A 23,299-nucleotide genomic window follows, 5' to 3' on the forward strand; every position below is an offset into this window, starting at 1 on the left:
GCGCCGCCGGTGCCGCCCACGTCGCGGCGATGCCGACAGCGCCCAGGGCTTCGGCCACGTCGCTCGAGGTCGTGGCGTCCACGCCGTCGGCCGCGCGCAGCTGCACCGTGCGGACCGCACCGGGACGCGCGAGCGCGCCCTCCAGCTCCGCGAGGAAGGCGGCCAGCTCGTGCGCCGGCACCTCCAGCGCCGCGGTCAGCCGCTCGAGGGTCGCCGAATCGACGCCGCGCTCCATGGCGCCGAGCACCCGCTGCTGCCACGGCGCGGGGTCCCGGAGGGTCACGACGGCATGCGCGCCCAGCTGCAACGTCGTCTCATCGCGCCAGAGCGCCGGGTGGGACGGATCGATCCGGAGGAACGTCATGGGCCCATCGTGCGCGCCCGCGTCAGACGCCGGGCGGGCTGTCCACAGCCCCTGCCGCCCGCTCGTCGCGCGGCGCGCTGTGGACGAGGCTCACACCGGCCGGGGACCCTCCGGAGCGTCGTCACCGTCCGTGCGCGGCGCGTCATCCGATCCGCCCTCGTCCGAGCGGTCGCTGTCCACACCGTCGGAGGAGCCCCCCGGCTCGGGAGCAGGCGAGCCCTCGGCCTCCGCGAGCAGGCGGTCGATAGCGTCGTCCATCTCGTCGCGCTGCGGCGCCTCGCCGCGGGCGCTCGCCTCGAGGCGGGCGATCAGGCGCGACGGGTCGTCGATGTCGGCGGCCTCGGGGACGAAATCGGGGGAGTCCCACAGCGCGTCACGCGCCTCGACCCCGACGGCCTCGGTCACGGCACGCCACATCGCGGCCGCCTCGCGCAGGCGTCGCGGACGCAGCTTGAGGCCGACCAGCGCTCCGAGCGCGTCCTCTGCCGGGCCGCCCACGGCTCGCCGACGACGGATCGCCTCGGCGATGCGATCGAGAGCCGGGATGCGCGAGGTCGCGTCGGCGGTCACCACGTCGACCCAGCCCTCGATCAGCGCGAGCATGTTCTCGAGCCGGTCGAGCGCCCGCTTCTGCGCCTCGGTCTGCTGCGGCAGCAGCGCACCGCTCTCGAGCGCCGAGCGCAGCTCGTCGAGGTCGGACGGGTCGAAGCGCGACGCGAGCTCCTCGAGTCGCTCGGTGTCGATGTGCACTCCGCGCGCGTACTCGGTGACCTGCGACAGCACGTGCAGCCGCAGCCACTTCGCGTGCCGGAACAGCCGCGCGTGCGCGAGCTCGCGCGCCGCGACGTACAGCGCGAGCTGGTCGTCGGGGATCTCCAGGCCACGCCCGAGATCCGCGAAGTTCTGCGGCAGGATGGCCGCCGTGCCGGCCGGCAGGACCGGGATGCCCACGTCGCCGCCGCTGACCACCTCGAGCGAGAGCTTGCCGACGACCTGGCCGAGCTGGGTCGCGAAGAGCGACCCGCCGATACCGCGCATCATCTGCCCGGCGTTCGCGACGAGTCCCTGCATCTCCTCGGGCACCTGCTGGCTGAGGCTCTCGGTCAGCGCGTCCGCGACGGGCTCGGCGAGCTCCTGCCACACCGCGAGCGTCTTCTCCACCCAGTCGCCGCGCGTGATCGCGCGCGGCGCCTCGGCGAGGTCCGCGATCGCGGTCGCCTCCGACAGCCACAGGTCGGCGAGGTGGAACGCCTGGTCCAGGTCGGCGCGCTGACCCTGCGTCACGCTCAGCCCGTCCTGGTTCGCGATGTGCAGCGCCTGTCGCTTCGTGACGCTCCAGTCGATGCCGTTCCCGGACGTCCGGAACGCGCTCTGCAGGTTCTGCATCACCTGGGACAGGGTCGCCGGGTCGATCGGCATGCCCGTCAGCCGGGCGAGCTGCTCGGGATCCATGCGAGCGAACTGCTCGGGATCGAACTGGCTGCCCGAGGCCCCGAAGAGCTGTCGCATGAGCTCCTGGAACTCGTCCTCGGGGGAGCGGTCGTCATCTGCCACGTCAGCCGCCTTTCAGCCGGTCGAAGCTCGGTGGTTCTACGCTAGTCTCACCCGTCTTCGCCTACTCCGGCCCTCGCCGCAGACGCCTTACGCCGCCCGCGAACGACGGCGCATCCAGGATCCGGTGGGGACCGCGAGGGAGAAGACGTGACGCTGTTCGAAGCGCAGGAGGACGAGCGCGGGCTGCCGCCCCGCGCGCGATCCATGTCGCGCCGCACCCTTGCCGGCATGTGGGCGATCGTGATCGCCGTGGTCGTGCTCGTCGTGCTGACCTTCCTGCCGACGGCCTACGTGATCCAGCGACCCGGACCGGTGTACGACACGATCGGCACGGCCGAGTCCGCGGACGGCACCGAGCTTCCCCTGATCGCGATCTCGGGCACCGAGACGTTCGACGACACGGCGGGCACGCTCGACCTCACGACGGTGCAGGTCGTCGGCAACCGCGAGCGCACGCCGTCCTGGTTCGAGCTCGCGATCGCATGGCTGGATCCGTCTCGGGCCGTGGTGCCGATCGACGCGGTGTTCCCCGAGGGCGTCACGAGCGAGCAGCGCGAGGAGCAGAACGCTGTGCTGATGGTCGACTCGCAGGCAGAGGCGACGGCCGCCGCGCTCGGCCAGCTCGGCTACGACCTCGACGCGACGGTCGAGGTGGCGGGGGTGCCGTCCGACGACGCGCCGGCCGCGGGACTGATCGAGGCGGGCGACCGCATCCTGTCCGCGAACGGCACGCCCGTGACGGAGGCGACGCAGCTGCGCGAGCTGATCCAGGAGGGCGAGGGGGAGCCGGTCGAGATCGCCTACGAGCGCGACGGCGAGGAGGGGACCGTCACGGTCACCCCCGAGGAGGGACAGATCGAGGGCGAGCAGGCCTGGCTGATCGGCATCACGCTCACGACCGCCTACGACTTCCCGTTCGACGTCACGATCCAGCTCGACAACGTCGGCGGCCCGAGTGCGGGCATGATGTTCGCGCTCGGCATGATCGACGTGCTCACGCCCGGCGCGCTCAACGGCGGCGAGAACGTCGCCGGCACGGGCACGATCACGGCCGACGGCACGGTGGGGCCGATCGGCGGCATCCGGCAGAAGCTCTACGGCGCGCGCGACGCGGGCGCCGAGTGGTTCCTCGCCCCGGCAGACAACTGCAACGAGGTCGTCGGGCACATCCCGGACGGTCTGCAGGTGTTCTCGGTCGCCACGCTCGACGACTCCCTCACCGCGCTCGAGGGCATCGCGGCGGGCGACACCGCGGACCTCGCCACCTGCGCGGCGGGCTGAGCGGGACGCGCGCGTTCCCCCGTGGGCGAACATGAGCCGCTCAGGGCAGACCCATAAGGAGCTCTTAGTAGGCTTCCAAGGGTGACCACGACCCCTGCGCCGAAGGCGGCCGCGCCGTCCCCATTCCGACGTATCGTCACGATCTCCCTCTCGGTGATCGCGGCCCTCGTCGTCGCGTTCTTCGCGTTCTCGAACCTCTACGCCGAGTACCTCTGGTTCGATCAGCTCGGCTTCGAGAGCGTGCTGACCACGCAGTGGCTCGCGCGGATCGTGATGTTCCTCATCGGGTTCATCGCGATGGCGGGCCCCGTGTGGCTCGCGATCTTCCTCGCGTACCGGCTGCGCCCCGTCTACGCGCGACTGAGCTCGCAGCTCGACCGCTACCAGGAGGTCGTCGAGCCGCTGCGTCGCCTCGCGATGTGGGGCATCCCGGTGTTCTTCGGCTTCTTCGCCGGATTCGCCGCCTCGGCCCAGTGGGAGACCACGTGGCTGTGGTTCAACGGCGTCGCCACCGGCCAGTCCGACCCCGAGCACGGGCTCGACGCCGGCTTCTACATGTTCGCGATGCCCTTCTATTCGGCGGTCGCGGGCTTCGCCTCGGCCGTGGTGCTGATCAGCCTGCTGCTGACGGCGCTGGTGTCGTACCTGTACGGCTCGGTGCGCGTCGGACAGGGCGAGCTGCGCATCTCTAAACCCGCGCGCATCCAGCTCGCGGTGCTCGCCGGCGTGTACCTGCTGATCCAGGCGGGGAGTCTGTGGCTCGACCGCTACCTGACGCTCGTCGAGGTCGACGGGCGGATCACGGGACCCGCGTACACCGGCGTGAACGCGATCATCCCCGGGCAGACGATCCTGTCCGTCGTCGCCGCGCTCGTGGCGATCCTGTTCTTCGTCACGGCCTTCATCGGCAAGTGGCGGTACCCGCTGATCGCGACCGCGCTGCTGATCGTGACGTCTCTCGTGGTCGGGATCGGCTACCCCTGGGCCGTGCAGACGTTCCAGGTGCGCCCGAACGAGCGCGAGCTGGAGATGGACTACTTCCAGCGCAACGTCGACAGCACGCGTGCCGCGTACGGACTCGACGGGATCGAGAAGACCGAGTTCAGTGCGGAGACCGAGGTCGAGGCCGGACAGCTGCGCAACGACGCCGACACCACCGCGTCGCTGCGTCTGATCGACCCGGGCATCGTCAGCCCCACCGTGCGCCAGCTTCAGCAGTACCGCCCGTACTACGGCTTCAACGAGCGCCTCGACGTCGACCGGTACGAGATCGACGGCGAGACGCAGGACACCGTCGTGGCGGTGCGCGAGCTGAACCTCGACGAGCTCGACGGCAGCGCGCAGACCTGGCAGAACACCACGATGGTCTACACGCACGGCTACGGCATGGTCGCGGCGAAGGGCAACGAGCGCACGAACGAGGGCGAGCCGGTCTTCATCGAGGGCAGCATCCCGTCGTCGGGCTTCCTGTCGGAGCTCGACTACGAGCCGCGCGTGTACTTCGGCGAGAACTCGCCCGAGTACTCGATCGTCGGCGCGCCCGAGGGTGCCGAGGACATGGAGCTCGACTACCCGCGCGGCGAGGAGGGGGCGAACGAGACCCGCACGACCTTCGAGGGCGAGGGCGGGCCGAGCGTGGGCAACTTCTTCCACAAGCTGCTGTACGCCATGAAGTTCCAGTCGGAGCAGATCCTCTTCTCCGACAACGTGAACGCGGAGTCGCAGATCCTCTACGACCGCGATCCGTCGCTGCGCGTGCAGAAGGTCGCTCCGTACCTCACGATCGACAGCGACCCCTACCCGAGCGTGGTGGACGGCCGGATCGTGTGGATCGTCGACGCGTACACGACGAGCTCGTCGTACCCGTATTCGTCGGGCGTCAGCCTGTCGAGCGCGATCAGCGACTCCACGAACCCCGCTCCGAACCTGCGGATCGACGACATCAACTACATCCGCAACTCGGTCAAGGCCACGGTCGACGCCTACGACGGCAGCGTGAAGCTGTACGCGTGGGATGAGAACGACCCGGTGCTGCAGACGTGGCAGAAGGTCTACCCGTCGACCGTCGAGCCGATCAGCGAGATGAGCGGCGAGCTCATGAGCCACGTGCGCTACCCGACCGACCTGTTCAAGGTGCAGCGGGCGATGCTCGGCACGTACCACGTCGACACCGCGGGGCAGTTCTACCAGCGTGACAACGCGTGGACGGCGCCGGCCGACCCGGCCAACGACCAGGTGCTGCAGCCGCCGTACTACCTGTCGATGCGCATGCCGGGGCAGGAGGAGCCGACGTTCTCGATGTTCACGACGTTCATCCCCGAGGGCGGCCAGCGCAACGTGCTGACCGGCTACCTGTCGGTGGATTCGGACGCCGGCAACGAGACGGGAGTCAAGCGCGAGGACTACGGCAAGCTGCGGCTGCTGGAGATCTCCGCGGACACGACCGTGCCCGGCCCCGGTCAGGTGCAGAACGCGTTCGACTCCGACGCGAACATCGCGTCGCAGATGAACGTGCTGCAGATCGGAAACTCGAACGTGCGGCTCGGCAACCTGCTGACCCTTCCCGTCGGCGGCGGCCTGCTGTACGTGCAGCCCGTGTTCGTGCAGTCGACGGGTGGCACGCAGTACCCGCTGCTGCGCAAGGTGCTCGTGGCGTTCGGCGACCAGCTCGCGTTCGAGGACACGCTCGCCGAGGCGCTGGATTCGCTGTTCGGCGGCGACTCGGGTGCGCAGACGGGTGATGAGGGCGTGACGCCGACCGACCCGGAGACCCCGCCGGCCGAGGGCGAGACGCCTCCGGCCGAGGGGGAGACGCCTCCGACCGAGGGCGAGACCCCGCCGGCCGAGGGCGACACCTACGAGCAGGCGCTCGCGGACGTGCAGGAGGCCCTCGAGGCCAAGCAGGCCGCGCTCGAGGCCGACGACCAGGTGGCGTACGCCGAGGCGGACGCGCGACTCACGGAGGCCGTGCAGCGCCTGCTGGAGCTGCAGCCGTAGTCACACGCTCTCAGGCGAGGGCGATCCATCCGGATCGTCCTCGCCTCGTTCGTGTGCCCGTGATCGTGATCGTGCTCGTGCTCGTTCTCGTCGCCGTGGGACGCGGCGATGAACGCGCGGCGACGCGCCCGGGAAGCACGGATGTCCTCCCGATTGGCGTGCTCGTAAACCCCGTGCTAGAGTTTTCTCTTGTGCCGCGGGGTGGAGCAGCTCGGTAGCTCGCTGGGCTCATAACCCAGAGGTCGCAGGTTCAAATCCTGTCCCCGCAACAAAACGAAGGCCCGGTCCGCAAGGACCGGGCCTTCTGCTTTGTCCCGGGCGAGAGCGACCTCCGTTCTAGGCCTCAGTCGGGTTCTGCGAGAAGCTGCGTAACGTTCATCCGTGTCCTGAGGAGCGGACGCCCGCTGAGGTCGTCAATGTCGCCTCCCACGGCGCACTGTCCGGAACCCTGTGCCGATCGCGGCGGGATATGAGAAATCCCGCGCTGTCGGCCGAAGCATCGACACCATACGATCGGGCCATGCGGACCGTGCGGCCCCTCCTCGTCTCGTCGCTCATCGTCGTGCTGCTCTCAGGGTGCGCAAGCCCTCTCGTGGCGGGGCCCGGCGAGGTTCCACCGTCTTCGGCAGCGGCGTCATCTTCGCCCTCACGCGCGGCGACAGAGACCGCTCAGCCCGAGGCGCCCACCAAGGCTGACTTGTGGCTGGAACAGCTCGTCCTGCCGCCGGGCGCGGTACCCGTCGAGGCCACACCGGAGGGTGCCTCCTTCGACCCAGGGCGGTATGCGCCGCCCTGTCGGCCGGTGCACCGGCAGAGCGGCCTCTGGTTCGTCCCCGGAGCCGAGTTCACCGAGACGTGGAACTGGATGATCGAGCACCCATCCGCTGACCTGGTCGTCCCCACCGCTTTCACGCCCAACGACGATCCGCAGATCGACAGCCGCATGCTCAGCAACGTGCCAGAGCAGACGTCCCTCGAGGGCGTCGTCTACAAGGTCGCGGGCGCAGACGGCGGAGTCGCGATCAGTGCGGAGATCTACGCCTTCTCGGACCAAACGGTCTGCGATACGCCACCACCCGGAACCTCGTGGGGCGGCCCCGGCATGGGCTGACGCACCGAGCTGCGTTACCTGCCCCAGGTCACCGACTCGAGATCTTCGATGAACGGCGCGATCCAGAGAGCCTCGTCGGTGATCTCATACGCGGTAGGGCTGACGGCATCCCAGAAGTAGTAGGTGACAGCGTCCGTGCGCTCGAACGAGGCGCCGTTAGGCACGGCAGGTTCCAGCTCCGCCTCGATCAGCTCCCGCTGCCCCGCCTCCAACGGCGCCCATCCGTATGACCACACGGCATCAGTGGCCGCCCCGGGAGGAGCCCACAGGCAGAGGATGCTGCCAGGCAGCTTCGGGGATCCCTCGGAGATCCACACCTCGCGCTCGGTCGCCTCAAGCGGCTGCGTGACCAGCCACTCCAGCCGCTCCGCCGTCAGGATGTTCTCGCACGTGGGCGTCGGCGCCTCTGTCGGGACCGGCGTCGGTTCCGCGGTGGCCGTCGGTGTCGGTGTAGGCGTCGAGACGTCAGGTGACTCGGTCACAGTAGGGCTCGTCGACGGAGCAGCCGTGCCCGACGCGTCGGTCGCGCACCCTGTCAGAGCCGCCAGGAGTGGAACGGTCATCAGGGCTGTCAAGACCAGGGGGCTGCGTCGCATGCGGCTGAGCGTAGCGGCGGGCTGGACGCCGCACGGCGACGGGCCGAAACCTACACGTATACGTGATCATCCAGGCATTCTTCTGCTCCGCGTCACTGCGGGAGCGTCTACGGCCGGATCAGTGCCTGAGGGGCGAGGGCGGGCGAAACCGAGGTGACTCGGTGTCTACGTACGGTTCGGCGCCCGTTGCCAGGAGGGACTCCGCTCTAGCTCCGGGATGCGGGACTGCTGCTCCGGGCACTCGCGGTGTCCAGGCGCATCAGCGTATCGCCCCCGCGCCTCCGCACATCGAGCGAGAGGAGATCCCCCGAGCGAGAGGAGATCCCCCGGGCGAGAGGTGCCCAGGTCCGCTCTGGTTCGCGTGGAGCTTGCCGAAAGGTGCCGGTCCGTATCGTGAGAGGCCCCGAGCAAGGAGAGATGTGTTCCGCACACCCCTGACCCTGTTCCGCACGCTCGCGATGGCCGAAGCGTTCTCCTGGACCCTGCTGATCGGCGGGCTCATCCTGCGAGCCACCGCCGACCTGCGCGTGGCGGTGACCATCGGCGGCGGCATCCACGGGTTCGTCTTCCTCGCGTACGGCGCGACCGCGATCCTCGTGGCGATGAACCAGCGCTGGCGGCTCTGGCCAACCGTGGTCGCGATCGTCAGCGCCGTCATCCCCTACGCCAGCGTCCCGACGGAACAGTGGCTGCACCGTACGGGACGGCTTGCGGGACCCTGGCGCCTCGAAGAGACGGCGGACCCGCGTGACCGTCGGCCGCTGGACCGGCTGCTGCGTGCCGTCCTCCGCCGACCGCGGCTGCTGGGAATTCTGCTCGTCCTTGCGGTCGCGCTCGCCTTCGTCGTTCTTCTGATCATCGGCCCGCCGGGCGGAAGAAGCTGACGCGGGCCGCGGACGTACGACGAACAGCAGTCCTTTCCGTCAAGGATCACCTCGGTGACAACACGAGCGCGCTGATCGCGCGCGCTCGAACGCAATGCGTCGCTGTCGGGTCCCCGATCGAGCGCACTTGCCTCAAAGTGCCGCAATACTCGCGTCTACAGGGTCAGATTGAGGCAAGTCGCGATGCGGGGCAGGACGAAGGCGAGGGATGCGGAGACGCAGCGGCTCTCCTTCGACATGCTCGAGGCGTCAGGCGTGAAGCCTGTCGTCGGCTTACACGGGTCGTTGTCGTCCGGCGTCCTTCCCGTGAGCGGCTTCGAATGCCCGGATCCTGCGTCGGGCGCGGATGTAGCGCGCCGCCGCGATCAGGCAGAGCACGACCCACCCCGCGGTGGTCAGCCAGGAGTACCAGCGCCCGGGATCGAAGGCGAGAAGGACGCACCCGAGCAGGAGGAGCGGGACGGCGGAAGCGAGCAACACGAGCGCGCTGATCCGCTCGCGCTCGACCGCGATGCGCTGCTGGATGAGCGATTCCACTCGGTCAGTGTCCCGCAGAGCGCACCCACCTGCCTGTCGGCGTCGCGGACCGCATGCGCACTTGCCTCAGAGTGCCGCCATACGCGCGCGGATAGGGTCAAGTCGGGGCACGACGCGGGCTGGGCGGGAAGAACGCCAGCGTGAGCGCACGGCCCCGCTCGCCCCTTCAGTCCGTCCCGAGCCGGGACTCGGCCGCAGACGCACGTGCCCGCGGAGAACGCGGACAGCGGGTCGGCCTCACGTCACGCGATACGCCACGTACCGGACGCGGTTCGCCTCGCGAACGTACGACGCCACGTAGAGGGAGCGCTCGAACTCGGGGTGGTCCGCGGATTCGAGGGTGAGAGCGGCGCGGAAGTAGTACGCGGCGGGATCCACCTCTTCGCCGCGCAGCAGCGCCTCGAGCACGGCGGGATCGCCGCTGCGCACACCTTGCGCCCGGATGTACATGAGTGAGCCGTCGTCGCTTCGCGCGCTGTAGCGGCCGTCGATCTCGATCGAGCCGTCTGAGCGCACGGTCTGCCAGTCCGCGCCGCCGTCGAGGATGACGCCCGTGAAGTCGCCGGTTATGGTGCCGCCGGTCACGGGGATGATCCGCCGATGCCCGGCGCGCGTCATCCCGTGGTCCTCGAGGGGCCCCAGCTCGGCGACGACCTCGAACGATCGCTCGAGCATCGGGACCGGGGGTTCGCTCTGTGCAGCCATCGGAACACGCTATCGGGCGCGACGGTGGCCCCGCGCCTTATCGCCGGACGGGGTCGCCGTCGCTGTGCAGGAACCGCTCGAGGTCGCGCAGCGTCGGAGCCGCCTCCCAGTCGCCGGGTACGAGGCACGCCATCGCTCCGCACGCGTTCGCCCGGTGCAGCACGGCCTCGATCTCGAGGCCCGCGAGCAGCGCGCTGAGGTAACCGGCGACGAAGGCGTCGCCGGCGCCGACGGTGTCGACGGGGTCGATCTGGAATCCCGCGCCCGCCACGGTCGTGCCGCCGGTGAAGACGGTGGCGCCGGCGGGCCCCTGCTTGAGCACGGTCGTGGCGCACCCGGCATCCCGCAGCATGGTCGCGGCGTCGGCGATGGAGGCGCCGGGATACAGCAGGGCGAACTCCTCGTCGCCGCCGAAGACGATGTCGGCGCGCTCCGCGAGCTCGCGGAGCACCGGACCCGCGACCTCCGCGGCGGCGAGGCGGGACCGGTAGTTGATGTCGAAGGTCACGACGATCCCCGCCGCGCGTGCGCGATCCACCGCGGCGTGCACCGCGGCGCGCGCCGTCTCCGACAGCAGGGGAGTGATGCCGGTGACGTGCAGCAGCGATGCTCCCTCGACCCACGCGTCCGGGAGGTCCTCCGGACGCAGGCGTGACCCGGCGGAGCCCGCCCGGTAGTAGTGCACAGCGGTGGCGGATGCCGATAGACGCTCCTTGACCATCAGGCCGGTCGGCGCCTCGGTGTCGACGATCGCACGCACGTCGACGCGGTCGCCGCTGATCTCACGCACGACGCGCTCGCCGAGGGAATCGTCGCCGACCCTCCCGAGCCAGGAGGTGCGCACGCCGAGGCGCGCCAGCCCGATCGCGACGTTGCTCTCGGCGCCGCCGATGCCGAGAGCGAGCGCGCTCGTGTGCCGCAGCGATCCGATCTCGGTCGTGCGCATGAGCGCCATGGTCTCGCCCAGCGTGACGACGGGCGGAGCGGATGCGTTCACAGGGATCTCCTCGTGCAGACGTCGACGAACGCGGCGGCCCGCTCCCGCAGGGCTCCCAGGTCGCCGCCCGCGAAGGCGTCGCCGAGCAGCGGACCTCCGACGCTCACCGCGACCGCGCCCGCCCGGAGCCACGCCTCGGCCCCCGCGAGGTCGACACCGCCCGACGGCACGGCGACGAGGTCGGGGAACGGGCCCCGGAGATCCTTCAGATACGAGGGACCGACCTGGCCGGCGGGGAACACCTTGACGGCCGCCGCGCCCGCAGACCACGAGGCGAACAGCTCGGTCGTTGTCAGGCCTCCGGGGACGATCGGCACGCCGGCGGATGTCGCCTGCGCGACGAGCGCTGTCGACGTGATCGGAGTGACGAGGTACCCCGCCCCGGCATCGACCGCACGGGCCAGGTCGTCGGCGTTCGTGACGGTGCCCACCCCGAGGTCGAGCGCGTCGCCGAAGCGGGTGATCAGCCCGGGAAGGTGCTCGAATGTGCCGGGCGTCGTGAGCGTGAGCTCAACGCTGCGGACGCCGGCGGCGATGAGGACGTCCAGCACGCTGTCGTAGTCCTCGGCACGCCGGGCGCGCGCCACGACGATCAGGCGCGAGTCGACCGTGCGCTGCGGCAGCGCGACGCGACGCGTCTCACCAGTCATGCACGGTCCCGTCGAGCAGGCGGTTCACCGGCAGGTACGCCTTGGTGTACTCATGCGCCGCAGCGGCCTCTTCGTCGAGTTCGACACCGAGACCGGGCTGGTCGCCCGGGTGCACGAAGCCCTTGTCGAACGTGAACGACGTCCGGAACACCTCGAGCGTCTGCTCGTTGTGCGGCATGTACTCCTGGATGCCGAAGTTGTGGATCGCGAGGTCCAGGTGCAGGGCGGCGGCCATGCCGACCGGCGAGATGTCCGTGGGCCCGTGGATGCCGGACTTGATGCCGTAGATCGCGGCGAAGTCGAGCAGCTTCTTCATGGCCGTGATGCCGCCGGTGTGGGTGACGGCCGAGCGCACGTAGTCGATGAGGCGCTCGGTGATGAGCGTCTGGTAGTCGAACACCGAGTTGAACACCTCGCCGATCGCCAGCGGCGTCGTCGAGTGCTGGCGCACCAGACGCAGCGCCGTCTGATCCTCACCCGGCGTGCAGTCCTCGAGCCAGAACAGGTCGTAGGGCTCGATGTCCTTCGCGAAGCGCGCGGCCTCGATCGGGGACATGCGGTGGTGGCCGTCGTGGAGGACGCGCAGGTCGCTGCCGAAGTCCTCGCGGATCTGCGCGAAGACGCCGGGCATGTGGGTCAGGTAGTTGCGCGTGTCCCAGTGCTCCTCGCTCGGGCGGTCGCCGGAGCGCTTGGCGGGCTCGTAGTCGTAGCGCACGCCGGGGCCGGATGCGGAGACGCCGTAGATCTGGCCCAGTCCGGGCACGCCGGTCTGCACGCGCACGGCCGTGAAGCCGAGCTCCTTGTAGCCCGTGATGGCGTTCTTCAGCGCGGCGTAGTCCGTGCCCGACGCGTGGGCGTAGACGCGCACGCCCTCGCGGCTCGCGCCGCCGAGCAGCTGGTACAGCGGCATGCCGGCCTTCTTGGCCTTGATGTCCCACAGCGCCATGTCGACCGCGGCGATCGCGGCCATCGTGACGGGTCCGCGGCGCCAGTACGGTCCGCGGTAGAGGTACTGCCACGTGTCCTCGATGCGGTCCTCGTCCCGGCCGATCAGCGTCGAGGCGACGTGGTCGGCGAGATAGGAGGCCACGGCGAGCTCGCGACCGTTGAGGGTGGCGTCGCCCCAGCCCACGAGGCCGTCGGAGGTCGTGATCTTGAGCGTGACGAAGTTGCGTCCGGGGCTGGTGACGTTGACGTCGACGAGCTCGATGGTCATGGCGTTCTCCTGAGGATGTGGGGTGCGGGCGCGAATCGCGCCCGCACCCCGGGTCGTGATGACGGGTGGGTCAGATCGCGTCGCGCGGATCGGTGAGGTCGCGGCCGGCGACCTCGGGCATCCAGATCGAGGCGACGAGCGCGCACAGCGTGAAGAACACGAGCATCACGACGATCGGGATGAACGACCCGGTGGCGGCGGAGACCCACGCGGCGGCGATCACCGGGCCCGCTCCGGTCGCGACGATGGCGGCGATCTCGCGGGCCATGGCCGTGTACGTGTAGCGGTTGCGGGCGCCGAAGATCTCGGGCAGCGTCAGGTTCTCGAGCGAGGCGAAGCTCATGACCGCGAGGTTGTGCAGCACGACGTAGCCGATGAAGACCTGCGCGGTGTCCTTGCTGCTGATCATCAGCATCGTCGGCACGATCACGATGAGGGCGACGACCGCCCACACCATGTACATGCGCTTGCGGCCGAAGCGGTCGCCGAGCCAGCCCGACAGCGGCACGGTGATGAAGGCGACGAGAGACGACACGATCACGGCGTTGACGCCGATGGAGCGGTCCAGCAGCAGCACGACGGTGATGTAGCTGATCAGGTACGTCTGGATCATGCCGGAGTTGCCCGCCTGGCCGAAGCGCAGCAGCAGCGCGATGACGAACGCCTTGATGGGCTTGCGCTGCATCGCCTCGAGCGTGCGGATGTCGCCCGTCTCGGTGGCGAGCTGGATGGTCTCGGCCTTCGAGAGGGCCTTGCCGTCGACGACGTCCTCGCGCTCCTCGAAGACCGGCGTCTCCTTGAGGTTGAAGCGCACCCAGATGGCGAAGAGCATGATGATCGCGCTGGCGATGAAGGGGATGCGCCACGCCCAGGCGATGACCTCCTCCTCGCTGAACGCCACGAGCAGGATCGCCCACACACCGGAGGCGAGGAGCGTGCCGCAGTTCGTGCCCAGAGCGACGAGCGACGCGACGATGCCGCGGCGCTTGGCGGGCGCGTACTCGGCGAGCATGACGCCCGCACCCGAGATCTCGGCGCCCGCGCCGAAGCCCTGCGCGATGCGGAGCAGCACGAGGAGGATCGGCGCGAGGATCCCGACCTGCGAGTACGTGGGCAGCACGCCGATGAGCGTCGTCGCCAGGCCCATGAGCAGGATCGTGTAGAACAGCACCTTCGTGCGACCGGTCCGGTCACCGAGGCGGGCGAAGAAGAACGCGCCGACCGGGCGCGCGACGTAGCCGACGCCGTAGGTGGCCATCGCGGCGACCACGGCCACGGCCGGGTTCTCCGAGGAGAAGAACAGGTCGGCGAAGACGAGCGCGGCGGCCAGCGAGTACAGCTGGTAGTCCATGAACTCGAGGGCGGTGCCGAGCCAGCCGGACACAGCGGCGCGGACGAGGTCGCGTACGGACCTCTTCGCGGTGGGGTCGGCCGCCGTGGCGGTCGTCTGCGGGTGTGACATGGGGAGGTACTCCTTCGGACCAGCGTGTGTGTCGGGTTTCTGCCGTCGTGAGGGCAGTCGTCAGAGGGCCAGCAGGACCTTCGCCGAAGCGGACGAGTCGCGCGCGAGCTCGAACGCCTGGACGGCATCGGATGCCGGGACCACGTGGGAGATGACGGGGTCGAGAGCATTGGACGCGGCCAGCAGGGCGACCGCGTCGTCGATCTCGGTGGAGAAGCGGAAGGCGCCGCGGATCGTCAGCTCCTTCGCGAGCACGGGCGCGAGGTTCACGCCGATGTCGGCGTTCGGGAGCATGCCGACCTGCACGATCGTTCCGGCCCGGCGGGTCGCGCGGACCGCCTGGGTGAGCGCGACGCCGACGCCGGAGCATTCGAACACGACGTCGTACGACTCGTCCTCGATCGCGTCGCGGCCGACGAGCGCGAGCTCGCCGGCCCCGAGGGACCGCGCACGCTCCAGGGGCTCCGGTCGCACGTCGCTCGCGCCCACGACGGCGGCGCCCGCGGCGACGGCGGCCGCGACCACGAGAAGGCCGATGGGGCCGGCGCCGATCACGAGCACGCGCGCGCCGCGGATGTCGCCCGCGAGGCTCACGGCGTGGATCGCCACGGCGAGCGGCTCGGCGAGCGCGGCGCGCTCGAGCGGCAGCGTCTCGGGGAGCACGCGCACCATGTGGTCCTCCACGATCAGCAGCTCGGACGCCCCGCCCTGACGGTGCGGGTGCGCCGCGGCGCTGCCGAGGTAGTCGCCGCCGGCGCGCAGGTGCGGACGGTCCTCAAGGCCCGGCACCTCGCGGCCGTAGCGCGCGGGGTGGACGGTGACGGGCGTGCCGGCAGCCAGTCGACCGGACGGATCGAGGTCGACGACGCCCGAGAGCTCGTGACCGGGGGTCAGGGGCTCTCGGATCGTGTACTCGCCGTTCGCGCCATGGAAGTAGTAGTGCAGGTCGGAGCCGCAGATGCCGACGTAGTTCACGCGCAGGCGGACCTCTCCCTCGCCGGGAGCCGGGATCTCGCGGTCCTCCCAGCGGATGTCCTCCTTGCCGTGGATGGCGAGAGCCTTCATGACTGGAGCTCCTTCGTGATGGTCGAGGACGCCGAGACGGCGTCGGTGATCGCGGCGTCGACGCCGTGCCGACGGATCGTGTCGATCAGCTCGCCGACGCGCGCGATGAACGCATCCTGCGCTCCCAGCTCGTCGCCGAACAGGTGCAGCTCGCCGATCACGCGCCGGGCGAGCTCTCGCCCGTCGCGGGCGGTGGCGGCGAGTCCCGCGAGGCGCTCACGGGCCCCGTCGGTCATCGCCGCGGCGTGCGCGCCGGGGTCGAACCCCGGCAGCGGAGCGAGGCACGACAGGTAGCCGGCCACGGTCAGGGCGATGAGGTGCGGCATGGCGCCCTTGCCGAGGGCGAGGAGCGCCGGCTCGGGGATGCGCTGGCGGAGCTTGACCGAGCCGTCCGTGCCGACCTGGCTCGTGCGGTGCCCGAGAGCGCTGTTCGCCCACCGCTCGAAGAGCTCGCTCTCGTACGCGCGGATGTCGACACCGGACGGGACCTCGATCGAGGGCTCGTACTCATCGCGCAGGACTGCGCGCGCGGCGTTCTCGATGGCGTCCAGCCCGATCGCGTCGGGGATCGTGCCGACGCCGCGCAGCGCGCCGAGGTAGGCGATCAGGGAGTGGGTGCCGTTCAGCAGGCGCACCTTCATCTGCTCGTAGCGGCCGACCTCGTCCGTGAAGACCGCGCCGCCGGCCTCCCACGCCGGACGCCCTCCGGCGAAGCGGTCCTCGATCGCCCACATCGTGAACGGCTCGGCCGGAACGGGGACGTCGTCGCGCGCCTCGAGCAGCGCGCTCACTCGGGAGCGCAGCTCGGTCGTCGTCGCGGGCACGATCCGGTCGACCATGCTCGAGGGGAACGAGACGGACCGATCGAGGAAGGCGAGCGCCTCCGCGCCCTCCGAGCCGGGGAGTTCGTGCAGGAACTCGCGCACGAGCTTCTCGGTGTGCGCGCCGTTGGAGGCGAGGTTGTCGCAGCTGAGCACGGCGATCGGAGTGCCTCCCGCTGCCGCGCGCGCCTGGAGGCCGCGGGCGAGCTGGCCGACCGTCGAACGTGCGGGGCCGCCGTGAAGGTCCGCGCGCACCGTGGCGTCGTCCAGGTCGAGGCGCTGCGTCGCGGGGGAGTAGCTGTACCCGTTCTCCGTGACCGTGAGGGTCACGATGCGGATGGCCGGGTCGGCGATCTGCGCGATGACGCGCTCCGGCTGGTCGGCGCCCACGAACGCGTCGGTGTGCACGCCGGGGATGGCGAGCGACGTGCTGCCGGGAGCGATGGTCGCCACCGAGTACAGGAAGTCCTGCGCGTGCAGGGCCTCGACGATGGAGCGGGAGCGCGAGGCGACGCCGACGATGCCCCAATCGCCGCCGTCGGCCGCGAGGGCCGCCGCTGTGTAGACCGCCTGGTGCGCGCGGTGGAAGCTCCCGAGCCCGAGGTGCAGGATGCCCGCGCCGGTGGGGGTGACCAGCGGCGCCGCTGTCGCCGGGGTGCTGCGGCGCAGGACCGGTGCTCCGATGCTCACGCGGTGGCTCCTTCGCTCTGGCCTCGCACCACGCGGGTGATCGGCGATGATCGTCGTGAAAGACAGTGTGTATTAGTTGTACAAACTTGTCAATCCTTTTGCAGTGAGGCGACGGACCATAGGATTGTGCGAAACCGGGAGGTGGGGATGGCGGCGACGCTGACGGATGTGGCACGGCGTGCGGGAGTGTCCATCGCGACCGCATCGCGCGCGTTCGGAGAGCCGGATCGCCTCGCGCCGCACACGCTCGGCCGTGTGCTGGAGGCCGCCGACGAGCTCGGGTATCAGACGCCGCAGTCGGCCTCCGCAACGCGCACGTTCGGAGTCGTCGTGCCCGACGTCTCCAATCCGGTCTACGCCACGCTGCTCAAGGCGATCCAGGGGCAGGCGTGGCACGGGCGGCACCGCATCGTGCTGTTCGACGCGGACGAGGACCTCCGACGCGAGCGCGAGCAGATCGAGCAGGCCCGCAAGCTGGACGGGATGCTGCTGTGCTCGCCTCGTCTCCCCGACGCGGAGGTCCTCGGGCTCGTCGGCGGCACCCCGTGCGTCATCGTCAACAGGCAGATCGACGGCGCCCCGTGCGTCCTGATGGACACCGAGCACGGCCCCGCGCAGGCGATCGAGCACCTCGCGGCCCTCGGCCACACCCACATCGCCTACGCGGCGGGGCCCAGGGGCTCCTGGGCCGACGTGCGCCGGGCGGACACCGTCGCACGCGCCTGCGAGCGCCACGGCATCCGCCTCACTGGACTGAGCCACCATGCCGCCTCGATCCAGGGCGGCCGCGCCGCCGCGGCACCGGCCCTGGCGAGCGGGGCGACCGCCGTCGTCGCCTACAACGATCTCGTGGCCCTCGGTCTCGAGGCGGGGCTGCTCGAGCTCGGAAGACGCTGTCCCACGGACATCAGCATCGTGGGCATCGACGACATCGACCTCGCGGGCGCGGTCACTCCCGCGCTCACGACCGTGCGCATGCCGATCGAGCGCAGCGGCGCGCTCGCGGTCGACCTCCTGCTGCAGGCGATGTCCGGCACCGCGATCGACGACGTCGTCTCGCTCGGCTCGCAGCTGATCGTGCGCGCCTCGACGGCGGCTCCGGCCGCCTGAGTGATCCGCGTATGGTGGCTAGGCGGCAGAGCTGCCCGCGGCGGTCGCGATCGCTGAGCGGAATGCAGCGATTGCCGCGCCGCGTGCCCAGTCGATGAACGTGTGGTGCTGCAGGACGAGCCGGCAGTGGGCGGCCGCGCCGAAGGCGTGTGCCGCGAACTCCTCGCGGATGCGCCGCTCGTAGAGGTCGTACGCCGTGACGCCCTCGCCCGCGAGCACGACGACCTCGGGGCCGACGAGATTCACGGTCGCAGCCAGAGCCGCGCCGATGGCGGTGCCCGCGCGATCGAACGCCTCCACGGCGCCCGCGTCGCCCTCGTGCGCGAGGCGGATCGCGTCCTCCAGGCTGAGGTCCGCGTCGCCGTGCGCGGCGCGGACGGCGTCCCGGATGGCGCTCGACGATGCCACGGCCTCCACGCAGCCCCGTCGCCCGCAGACGCACAGGGCGTCCGGTGACGCGAGGGGGAGATGACCGATCTCTCCGGCGACGCCGTGCGAGCCGACGACCACGTCGCCGTTGACGTAGATGCCGCAGCCGATGCCCGCGCCGATCGTGACGATCGCGAAGCTGGCGGCCTCGGCGCCGACGCCGAACCACTGCTCGGCCTTGGCGAGCGCGCGCACGTCGTTCTCGATGACCACCGGCAGGTCGATGTGCGTCCCGACCTGCGCGCCGAGCGGCACCTGCGACCAGCCCATCAGCGGTGAGTGCCGGACGACGCCGGTGTCGGTGTCGATGTCGCCCGAGACCGACACGCCCAGGCCGGCGAGCCGATCCGCCGCGTCTCCCAGCTCGTCGATGAGCTCGCGGGCGCACTCCGCGATCGCCGCGGTGACGGTGGATGGATCGTGCTCGGCGAGCGGGCGCCGCGTGGAGGCGAGCACCTCGTTGCCGAGGCTGACCGTCGTCGCCACGACCTCGTCCGCGTTGACCTTCACGCCGAGCGCGAGCATCGAGTGCGGGACGACGCTGAGCGGGTAGACCGGCCGGCCCGGCGCCGAGTGCTCGGCGTGCTCGCCGACATTCACGAAGCCGTCGCGGATCAGCGGGCTCACGGTCTTGGTGACCTTCGCGGGAGACAGGCCCGTGATGCGTCCGATCTCAATTCGACTGATCGGACCATGCGTGATGATCCGCGTGAAGATCTCCGCGGACGTCGCTGTCCGCAGCTCGGGGAGCATGCCCCGCTTGTCGTCGGGCGTCAGAACCGGTGACGCAGCGCTCATGAGACTCCTTGATGGGGGTCGGCAGCGGTCACGCAGGACGATCGCGCTGGTCCGATGGTACTGACGGGCGGGAAGAGGCGGGGCATCTCGCGAAGCGGGCCGCCGCGATGGGAGCGAGCGTCGCGGGTGACGAGGTCGGACGAGCTCCGCGTGGGCCGGCGAGGGCGGGCGCGCGGAACGGCCCGGTCCGCGGTGCGGGTGCGGAGTGGGGGGTGGTCGCATGTGCTCCTTCGCGGTGGCGTACGGCTCTCGGTGGGAGGGTCGGAGGACGGTGGCGTACTGCGCGCCGATGGGTTAATGTTACGCCGTCAATTAATTCGCGAGGAGGCGAAGATGACAACTGTCGAGGAGGCGCCCGCCGTCCGGGTGTCCCGCAGACCTGCGGCGTCGGCCCAGCCGCGCCCGGTCCGCACGAAGCGGGGCAAGGCGTGGCGCAGCATGCGCCGGCACTGGCAGCTGTACCTGCTGCTAGCGGTGCCCGTCGTGTGGTTCATCGTCTTCCGCTACGTCCCCATGGCGAACGCCGTCATCGCGTTCAAGGACTACAGCCCGGTGCTGGGCGTCTGGGGCAGCCCGTGGGTCGGGTTCACGCACTTCGAGAACCTGTTCTCGAACCCGGTCTTCCCGCGGCTCATCGGCAACACGTTCCTGCTGGCGGGATACACGCTGCTGGCGAGCTTCCCGCTGCCCATCATCCTCGCGCTGCTGCTCAACGAGGTGCGGCTGCGGTTCTTCAAGCGCACCGTGCAGATGGTCACGTATGCGCCGTACTTCATCTCGACCGTCGTGATCGTCTCGATGACGATCCTGGTCCTCGCGCCCCGCGCGGGCATCCTCGGCAGGACGTTCAGCGCCTTCGGGATGGGGCAGGTCGACCTGCTCGGCGACGCGGACTTCTTCCGGCACATCTACGTCGCGACCGACCTTTGGACCACGACCGGCTACTCCGCCGTGATCTATCTCGCCGCGCTCGCATCGGTCGATGTGTCGCTCTATGAGGCGGCGAAGATCGACGGCGCCTCACGGCTGCAGAAGATCCGCAACGTCGACATCCCGTCGATCATGCCGACCGCGATGATCATCCTCATCCTCGGTGTCGGCAACATCATGGCGATCGGCTTCGAGAAGGCGTTCCTGCTGCAGAACCAGCTGAACCTCTCCACCGCGGAGATCATCGCCACGTACGTCTACAAGACGGGCATCCTCAACGCGAACTTCAGCTTCGGCGCCGCGGTCGGGCTGTTCAACGCCGTGGTCAATCTGGTGCTGCTGCTCGTGGTGAACGCGGTGGCCAAGCGAGTGACGGGGAGCGGGCTGTGGTGAGCGCACTCGACGAGCGGCGGATGAACGCCACCGAGCTGATCGTCACGAGCGAGGCGCGGGGCCGTCGCGGGCGGTGGCCATGGCGGCGCCCGAGCTCGCGCGGGGTCAAGGTCAAGGAGACGCGGGCGGATCGCATCTTCGTCGTGTGCGCGTACATCCTGCTGACGGTGTTCCTGCTCGTGGTGTTGTTGCCGCTGCTCAACATCGTCGCGAGCTCGTTCTCCAGCCCCTCGGCCGTCGCCTCCGGGCGCGTGCTGTTCTGGCCCGTCGACTTCACGCTGCGCGGCTATGAACTGGCGCTCGAAAACCCCGGCATCGTCCGCGGCTTCGCGAACTCCCTGTTCTACACGATCGTCGGCACCTCGATCAGCGTGGCCGGGACGATCGCCATCGCCTACCCGCTGTCTCGCACCCACTTGTTCGGACGCAAGGTGCTCACGGGCGGCGTGGTGTTCACCATGTTGTTCTCGGGCGGCGTGATCCCGATGTACCTCGTCGTCCAGTCCCTCGGCATGCTCGACACCCGATGGGCGATGCTGGTACCCAACGCGATCGGCGTGTGGCAGGTCATCATCGCGATGGTGTTCTTCCGCTCCTCGGTGCCGGAGGAGCTACACGAGGCCGCGCAGCTGGACGGCGCGAGCGAGCTGCGCATCCTGTGGAAGATCGTGCTGCCGCTGGCGAAGCCGCTCATCGCGGTGATCGCGCTGATGTACGCCATCGGCCAGTGGAACTCGTACTTCGATGCGCTGCTGTACCTGCGCGACGCCGATCTGCAGCCGCTGCAGCTCGTGCTGCGCGGCCTGCTCATCCTGAACGACCAGGGCAGCGCCGCCGATCTCGCCACGCAGCTCGAGCGGCGGGAGATCCGCGATCTGCTGCGCTACTCGACGGTCGTGATCGCGACCGTCCCGATGATGATCGTCTACCCGTTCATCGCCAAGCACTTCACCAAGGGGATGATGATCGGCGCCGTCAAGGGCTGATCCGGATCCGCTCATTCCCACCCCACCACCGAGAGAGAGACCCAGCAATGAAGCGCAGTGTTCTCCGGATCGCGATCGCGGCCTCCGCGATCGCGGCCACCACCCTGACGATGTCGGCGTGCGCGCCCGGCGCGCCGGCGGACGACGGCACGTTCACCGTGTTCGCGCCCCAGGGCACCAACGGCACGCTCGAGGACAACGTGTTCTCGAAGGCCATGGAGGAGAAGTTCGACATCGACTTCTCCTGGCAGACCACCACCTACGACGGAGCCGTCGCGAACGAGGCGCGGCAGATCTCGCTCGCGAGCGGTGACTACCCGGACGCCTACTTCCTCGTGCCGTGGGTCGACGGCTTCACCCGCAACGAGGTGCTGAAGTACGGCAAGCAGGGCGTGCTGCTGCCGCTCGAGACCCTGATCGAGGAGCACGCGCCGAACCTCATGGCGCGCTTCGAGGAGAAGCCGGAGTGGCGGCAGTCGATGACCGCCCCCGACGGTCACATCTACGCCATCACGCAGTGGAGCGAGTGCTTCCACTGCAGCTTCCAGCGCAAGCTGTGGATGAACTCCGACTGGCTCGACAACCTCGGACTCGAGCAGCCGACCACCACGGATGAGCTCGTCGCCGTGCTGCGCGCGTTCAAGAACGACGATCCGAACGGCAACGGCAAGGCCGACGAGATCCCGCTCAGCGGGCACAACAACGAGTCGGTCATCGACTACTTCATGAACGCCTTCACCTACGCGCCGATCTCGGGCGGCAACCGCCCGGCGCCGCTCGTGCTCGAGGACGGCCAGGTCGCACTGGCGGCCCAGTCCGACAAGTGGCGCGAGGGGCTCGCGTTCATGCGCTCGCTCGCGGAGGAGGGTTTGCTCGACACCGCCGCCTTCACGCAGAACGGCGACGCGCTGCGCGCGCTCGGCGACAACGCGGGCGACGTGATCCTCGGCTCGGCGGCTGTGCTGCACCCCTACGAGATCACGACCGCGCCGGCGGAGGACGGCCGCGACACCGCGTACGACGCGGTCGCCCCGATCGCGGGACCCGACGGGACGCGCCTGGCGACGTGGATGTCGCCCGTGAACCCGGTGGGCATGTTCGCGCTGACGAACAAGTCCAGCGAGGAGGAGCGCATCAAGGCGATCGAGCTGATCGACTACCTCGTCACCGACGAGGGCAACCGCCTCGGCGCCATGGGCCCCGAGGGCGAGGCGTGGGTGCCCGCCGAGTCCGGCGACGTGGCGCTCGACCCCGAGCTGGAGCCGACGTTCAAGCCGCTCACGTACGACGAGGGGTCGAACGCGTCGTGGCGCTCGATGGGCCAGTACTGGGACTCGCTGGAGTACCGCAACGCCCAGGTCTTCCCTGAGGACATCTACTCGACGGACGGGTACGAGCGCCGCCTCCTGCAGGCAACGCAGCTGTACGAGCCCGCCGCGCCGGGCGAGGACGTCCTCTTTCCGGTCGAGAAGCTCTGGCCGGACCCCGAGACGTCCGCCGAGGTCGCGGAGCTGCAGACGAACATCGCCACCTACGTCTCGCAGGCGCAGGCCGAGTTCGTCACGGGCCAGCGCGACATCGCGGACGACGGGGCATGGGACGCGTACCGCTCCGATCTGGAGGGCCTCGGCCTGCCCCGCTACCTGGAGCTCATGCAGGCAGGGTACGACGCCCTGTGACCCGCCCGCTGCGCACCGGATGCCAGCGCGCAGCGGACCACGCG

General features: G+C 70.0%; 19 protein-coding genes and 1 tRNA gene. 9 read left to right on the plus strand and 11 right to left on the minus strand.

Annotated features, from left to right (window positions below; genetic code table 11):
- Positions 1–454: 454 nt before the first annotated feature.
- Positions 455–1,918 (minus strand): zinc-dependent metalloprotease, encoded by a 1,464-nt coding sequence (locus tag BJP60_RS05605; protein WP_203138137.1) that lies wholly within the window; start codon positions 1,916–1,918, stop codon positions 455–457.
- 147 nt (positions 1,919–2,065) lie between these two features.
- Between BJP60_RS05605 and BJP60_RS05610 the strand changes: the two genes are divergently transcribed.
- From BJP60_RS05610 to BJP60_RS05625, 4 genes are all read left to right on the plus strand, one after another.
- Positions 2,066–3,199, plus strand: coding sequence for a YlbL family protein (locus tag BJP60_RS05610; RefSeq protein WP_442923410.1), 1,134 nt, complete (start codon positions 2,066–2,068; stop codon positions 3,197–3,199).
- Positions 3,200–3,280: 81 nt separating this feature from the next.
- The gene (locus tag BJP60_RS05615) at positions 3,281–6,196 is read left to right on the plus strand and encodes a UPF0182 family membrane protein (RefSeq protein WP_203138139.1); all 2,916 of its coding nucleotides are present in this window, start codon (positions 3,281–3,283) and stop codon (positions 6,194–6,196) included.
- A 195-nt stretch (positions 6,197–6,391) separates the two neighbouring features.
- A tRNA-Met gene (locus BJP60_RS05620) sits at positions 6,392–6,465 on the plus strand.
- A gap of 251 nt (positions 6,466–6,716) precedes the next feature.
- On the plus strand, positions 6,717–7,307 hold the full coding sequence (locus tag BJP60_RS05625; RefSeq protein ID WP_203138140.1) for a hypothetical protein: 591 nt from the start codon (positions 6,717–6,719) through the stop codon (positions 7,305–7,307).
- 14 nt (positions 7,308–7,321) lie between these two features.
- On the opposite strand, the gene BJP60_RS05630 is transcribed toward BJP60_RS05625, so the two are convergent.
- On the minus strand, positions 7,322–7,903 hold the full coding sequence (locus BJP60_RS05630) for a hypothetical protein (protein WP_238439583.1): 582 nt from the start codon (positions 7,901–7,903) through the stop codon (positions 7,322–7,324).
- A gap of 419 nt (positions 7,904–8,322) precedes the next feature.
- Here BJP60_RS05630 and BJP60_RS05635 point away from each other — a divergent pair, with 419 nt between their 5' ends.
- Positions 8,323–8,787, plus strand: a complete 465-nt coding sequence (locus tag BJP60_RS05635) for a DUF3817 domain-containing protein (protein WP_203138145.1) — start codon at positions 8,323–8,325, stop codon at positions 8,785–8,787.
- A gap of 273 nt (positions 8,788–9,060) precedes the next feature.
- Here the strand turns inward: BJP60_RS05635 and BJP60_RS05640 are convergent, their stop codons facing one another.
- From BJP60_RS05640 to BJP60_RS05675, 8 genes are all read right to left on the minus strand, one after another.
- On the minus strand, positions 9,061–9,324 hold the full coding sequence (locus BJP60_RS05640) for a hypothetical protein (protein ID WP_203138146.1): 264 nt from the start codon (positions 9,322–9,324) through the stop codon (positions 9,061–9,063).
- 237 nt (positions 9,325–9,561) lie between these two features.
- Positions 9,562–10,029 (minus strand): DUF3237 family protein, encoded by a 468-nt coding sequence (locus BJP60_RS05645; RefSeq protein WP_203138147.1) that lies wholly within the window; start codon positions 10,027–10,029, stop codon positions 9,562–9,564.
- Positions 10,030–10,066: 37 nt separating this feature from the next.
- Positions 10,067–11,026 carry a sugar kinase gene (locus tag BJP60_RS05650; RefSeq protein ID WP_257793737.1) on the minus strand — a complete coding sequence of 320 codons (960 nt, stop codon included), beginning with the start codon at positions 11,024–11,026 and terminating at the stop codon, positions 10,067–10,069.
- Positions 11,023–11,676, minus strand: a complete 654-nt coding sequence (locus BJP60_RS05655; protein ID WP_203138148.1) for a bifunctional 4-hydroxy-2-oxoglutarate aldolase/2-dehydro-3-deoxy-phosphogluconate aldolase — start codon at positions 11,674–11,676, stop codon at positions 11,023–11,025. Before BJP60_RS05655 ends, BJP60_RS05650 begins: the two co-directional genes overlap by 4 nt.
- Positions 11,666–12,892, minus strand: a complete 1,227-nt coding sequence (gene manD / locus BJP60_RS05660; protein WP_203138149.1) for a D-mannonate dehydratase ManD — start codon at positions 12,890–12,892, stop codon at positions 11,666–11,668. Before manD ends, BJP60_RS05655 begins: the two co-directional genes overlap by 11 nt.
- A 70-nt stretch (positions 12,893–12,962) precedes the next feature.
- The gene (locus BJP60_RS05665) at positions 12,963–14,354 is read right to left on the minus strand and encodes an MFS transporter (protein ID WP_203138150.1); all 1,392 of its coding nucleotides are present in this window, start codon (positions 14,352–14,354) and stop codon (positions 12,963–12,965) included.
- Positions 14,355–14,414: 60 nt separating this feature from the next.
- Positions 14,415–15,419, minus strand: a complete 1,005-nt coding sequence (locus tag BJP60_RS05670) for an L-idonate 5-dehydrogenase (RefSeq protein WP_203138151.1) — start codon at positions 15,417–15,419, stop codon at positions 14,415–14,417.
- Positions 15,416–16,930, minus strand: coding sequence for a mannitol dehydrogenase family protein (locus BJP60_RS05675; RefSeq protein WP_238439584.1), 1,515 nt, complete (start codon positions 16,928–16,930; stop codon positions 15,416–15,418). Before BJP60_RS05675 ends, BJP60_RS05670 begins: the two co-directional genes overlap by 4 nt.
- A gap of 147 nt (positions 16,931–17,077) precedes the next feature.
- On the opposite strand from BJP60_RS05675, the gene BJP60_RS05680 reads away from it, so the two are divergent.
- A complete protein-coding gene (locus BJP60_RS05680) occupies positions 17,078–18,040 on the plus strand; it encodes a LacI family DNA-binding transcriptional regulator (protein ID WP_203138152.1) in 963 nt (320 codons plus the stop codon).
- An 18-nt stretch (positions 18,041–18,058) separates the two neighbouring features.
- On the opposite strand, the gene BJP60_RS05685 is transcribed toward BJP60_RS05680, so the two are convergent.
- Entirely contained in the window at positions 18,059–19,267 is a 1,209-nt protein-coding gene (locus BJP60_RS05685; protein WP_203138154.1) for an ROK family transcriptional regulator, read from the minus strand.
- Positions 19,268–19,600: 333 nt separating this feature from the next.
- On the opposite strand from BJP60_RS05685, the gene BJP60_RS05690 reads away from it, so the two are divergent.
- Genes BJP60_RS05690 through BJP60_RS05700 form a run of 3 tightly spaced genes read left to right on the plus strand, consistent with a single transcriptional unit; the run spans position 19,601 to position 23,255 of the window.
- Positions 19,601–20,590: an ABC transporter permease gene (locus BJP60_RS05690; protein WP_203138156.1), complete on the plus strand. Its 990-nt coding sequence runs from the start codon at positions 19,601–19,603 to the stop codon at positions 20,588–20,590.
- Positions 20,587–21,576 carry a carbohydrate ABC transporter permease gene (locus BJP60_RS05695; protein WP_238439585.1) on the plus strand — a complete coding sequence of 330 codons (990 nt, stop codon included), beginning with the start codon at positions 20,587–20,589 and terminating at the stop codon, positions 21,574–21,576. The genes BJP60_RS05690 and BJP60_RS05695 overlap by 4 nt, the downstream gene beginning before the upstream one ends.
- A gap of 47 nt (positions 21,577–21,623) precedes the next feature.
- Positions 21,624–23,255, plus strand: coding sequence for an extracellular solute-binding protein (locus BJP60_RS05700; protein ID WP_203138160.1), 1,632 nt, complete (start codon positions 21,624–21,626; stop codon positions 23,253–23,255).
- Positions 23,256–23,299 lie beyond the last annotated feature (44 nt).

This window comes from Microbacterium sp. JZ31 (assembly GCF_016805985.1).
In the GTDB taxonomy this organism is placed as follows: Bacteria; Actinomycetota; Actinomycetes; order Actinomycetales; family Microbacteriaceae; genus Microbacterium.

What these genes read in the sequence shown, in the direction of transcription:
- BJP60_RS05625 (WP_203138140.1), top strand. Translation starts at nt 6,717, where the DNA reads ATGCGGACCGTGCGGCCCCTCCTCGTCTCGTCGCTCATCGTCGTGCTG.
- BJP60_RS05655 (WP_203138148.1), bottom strand. Translation starts at nt 11,676, where the DNA reads ATGACTGGTGAGACGCGTCGCGTCGCGCTGCCGCAGCGCACGGTCGAC.
- BJP60_RS05665 (WP_203138150.1), bottom strand. Translation starts at nt 14,354, where the DNA reads ATGTCACACCCGCAGACGACCGCCACGGCGGCCGACCCCACCGCGAAG.
- BJP60_RS05630 (WP_238439583.1), bottom strand. Translation starts at nt 7,903, where the DNA reads ATGCGACGCAGCCCCCTGGTCTTGACAGCCCTGATGACCGTTCCACTC.
- BJP60_RS05690 (WP_203138156.1), top strand. Translation starts at nt 19,601, where the DNA reads ATGACAACTGTCGAGGAGGCGCCCGCCGTCCGGGTGTCCCGCAGACCT.
- BJP60_RS05680 (WP_203138152.1), top strand. Translation starts at nt 17,078, where the DNA reads ATGGCGGCGACGCTGACGGATGTGGCACGGCGTGCGGGAGTGTCCATC.
- BJP60_RS05685 (WP_203138154.1), bottom strand. Translation starts at nt 19,267, where the DNA reads ATGAGCGCTGCGTCACCGGTTCTGACGCCCGACGACAAGCGGGGCATG.
- manD (WP_203138149.1), bottom strand. Translation starts at nt 12,892, where the DNA reads ATGACCATCGAGCTCGTCGACGTCAACGTCACCAGCCCCGGACGCAAC.
- BJP60_RS05700 (WP_203138160.1), top strand. Translation starts at nt 21,624, where the DNA reads ATGAAGCGCAGTGTTCTCCGGATCGCGATCGCGGCCTCCGCGATCGCG.
- BJP60_RS05645 (WP_203138147.1), bottom strand. Translation starts at nt 10,029, where the DNA reads ATGGCTGCACAGAGCGAACCCCCGGTCCCGATGCTCGAGCGATCGTTC.
- BJP60_RS05670 (WP_203138151.1), bottom strand. Translation starts at nt 15,419, where the DNA reads ATGAAGGCTCTCGCCATCCACGGCAAGGAGGACATCCGCTGGGAGGAC.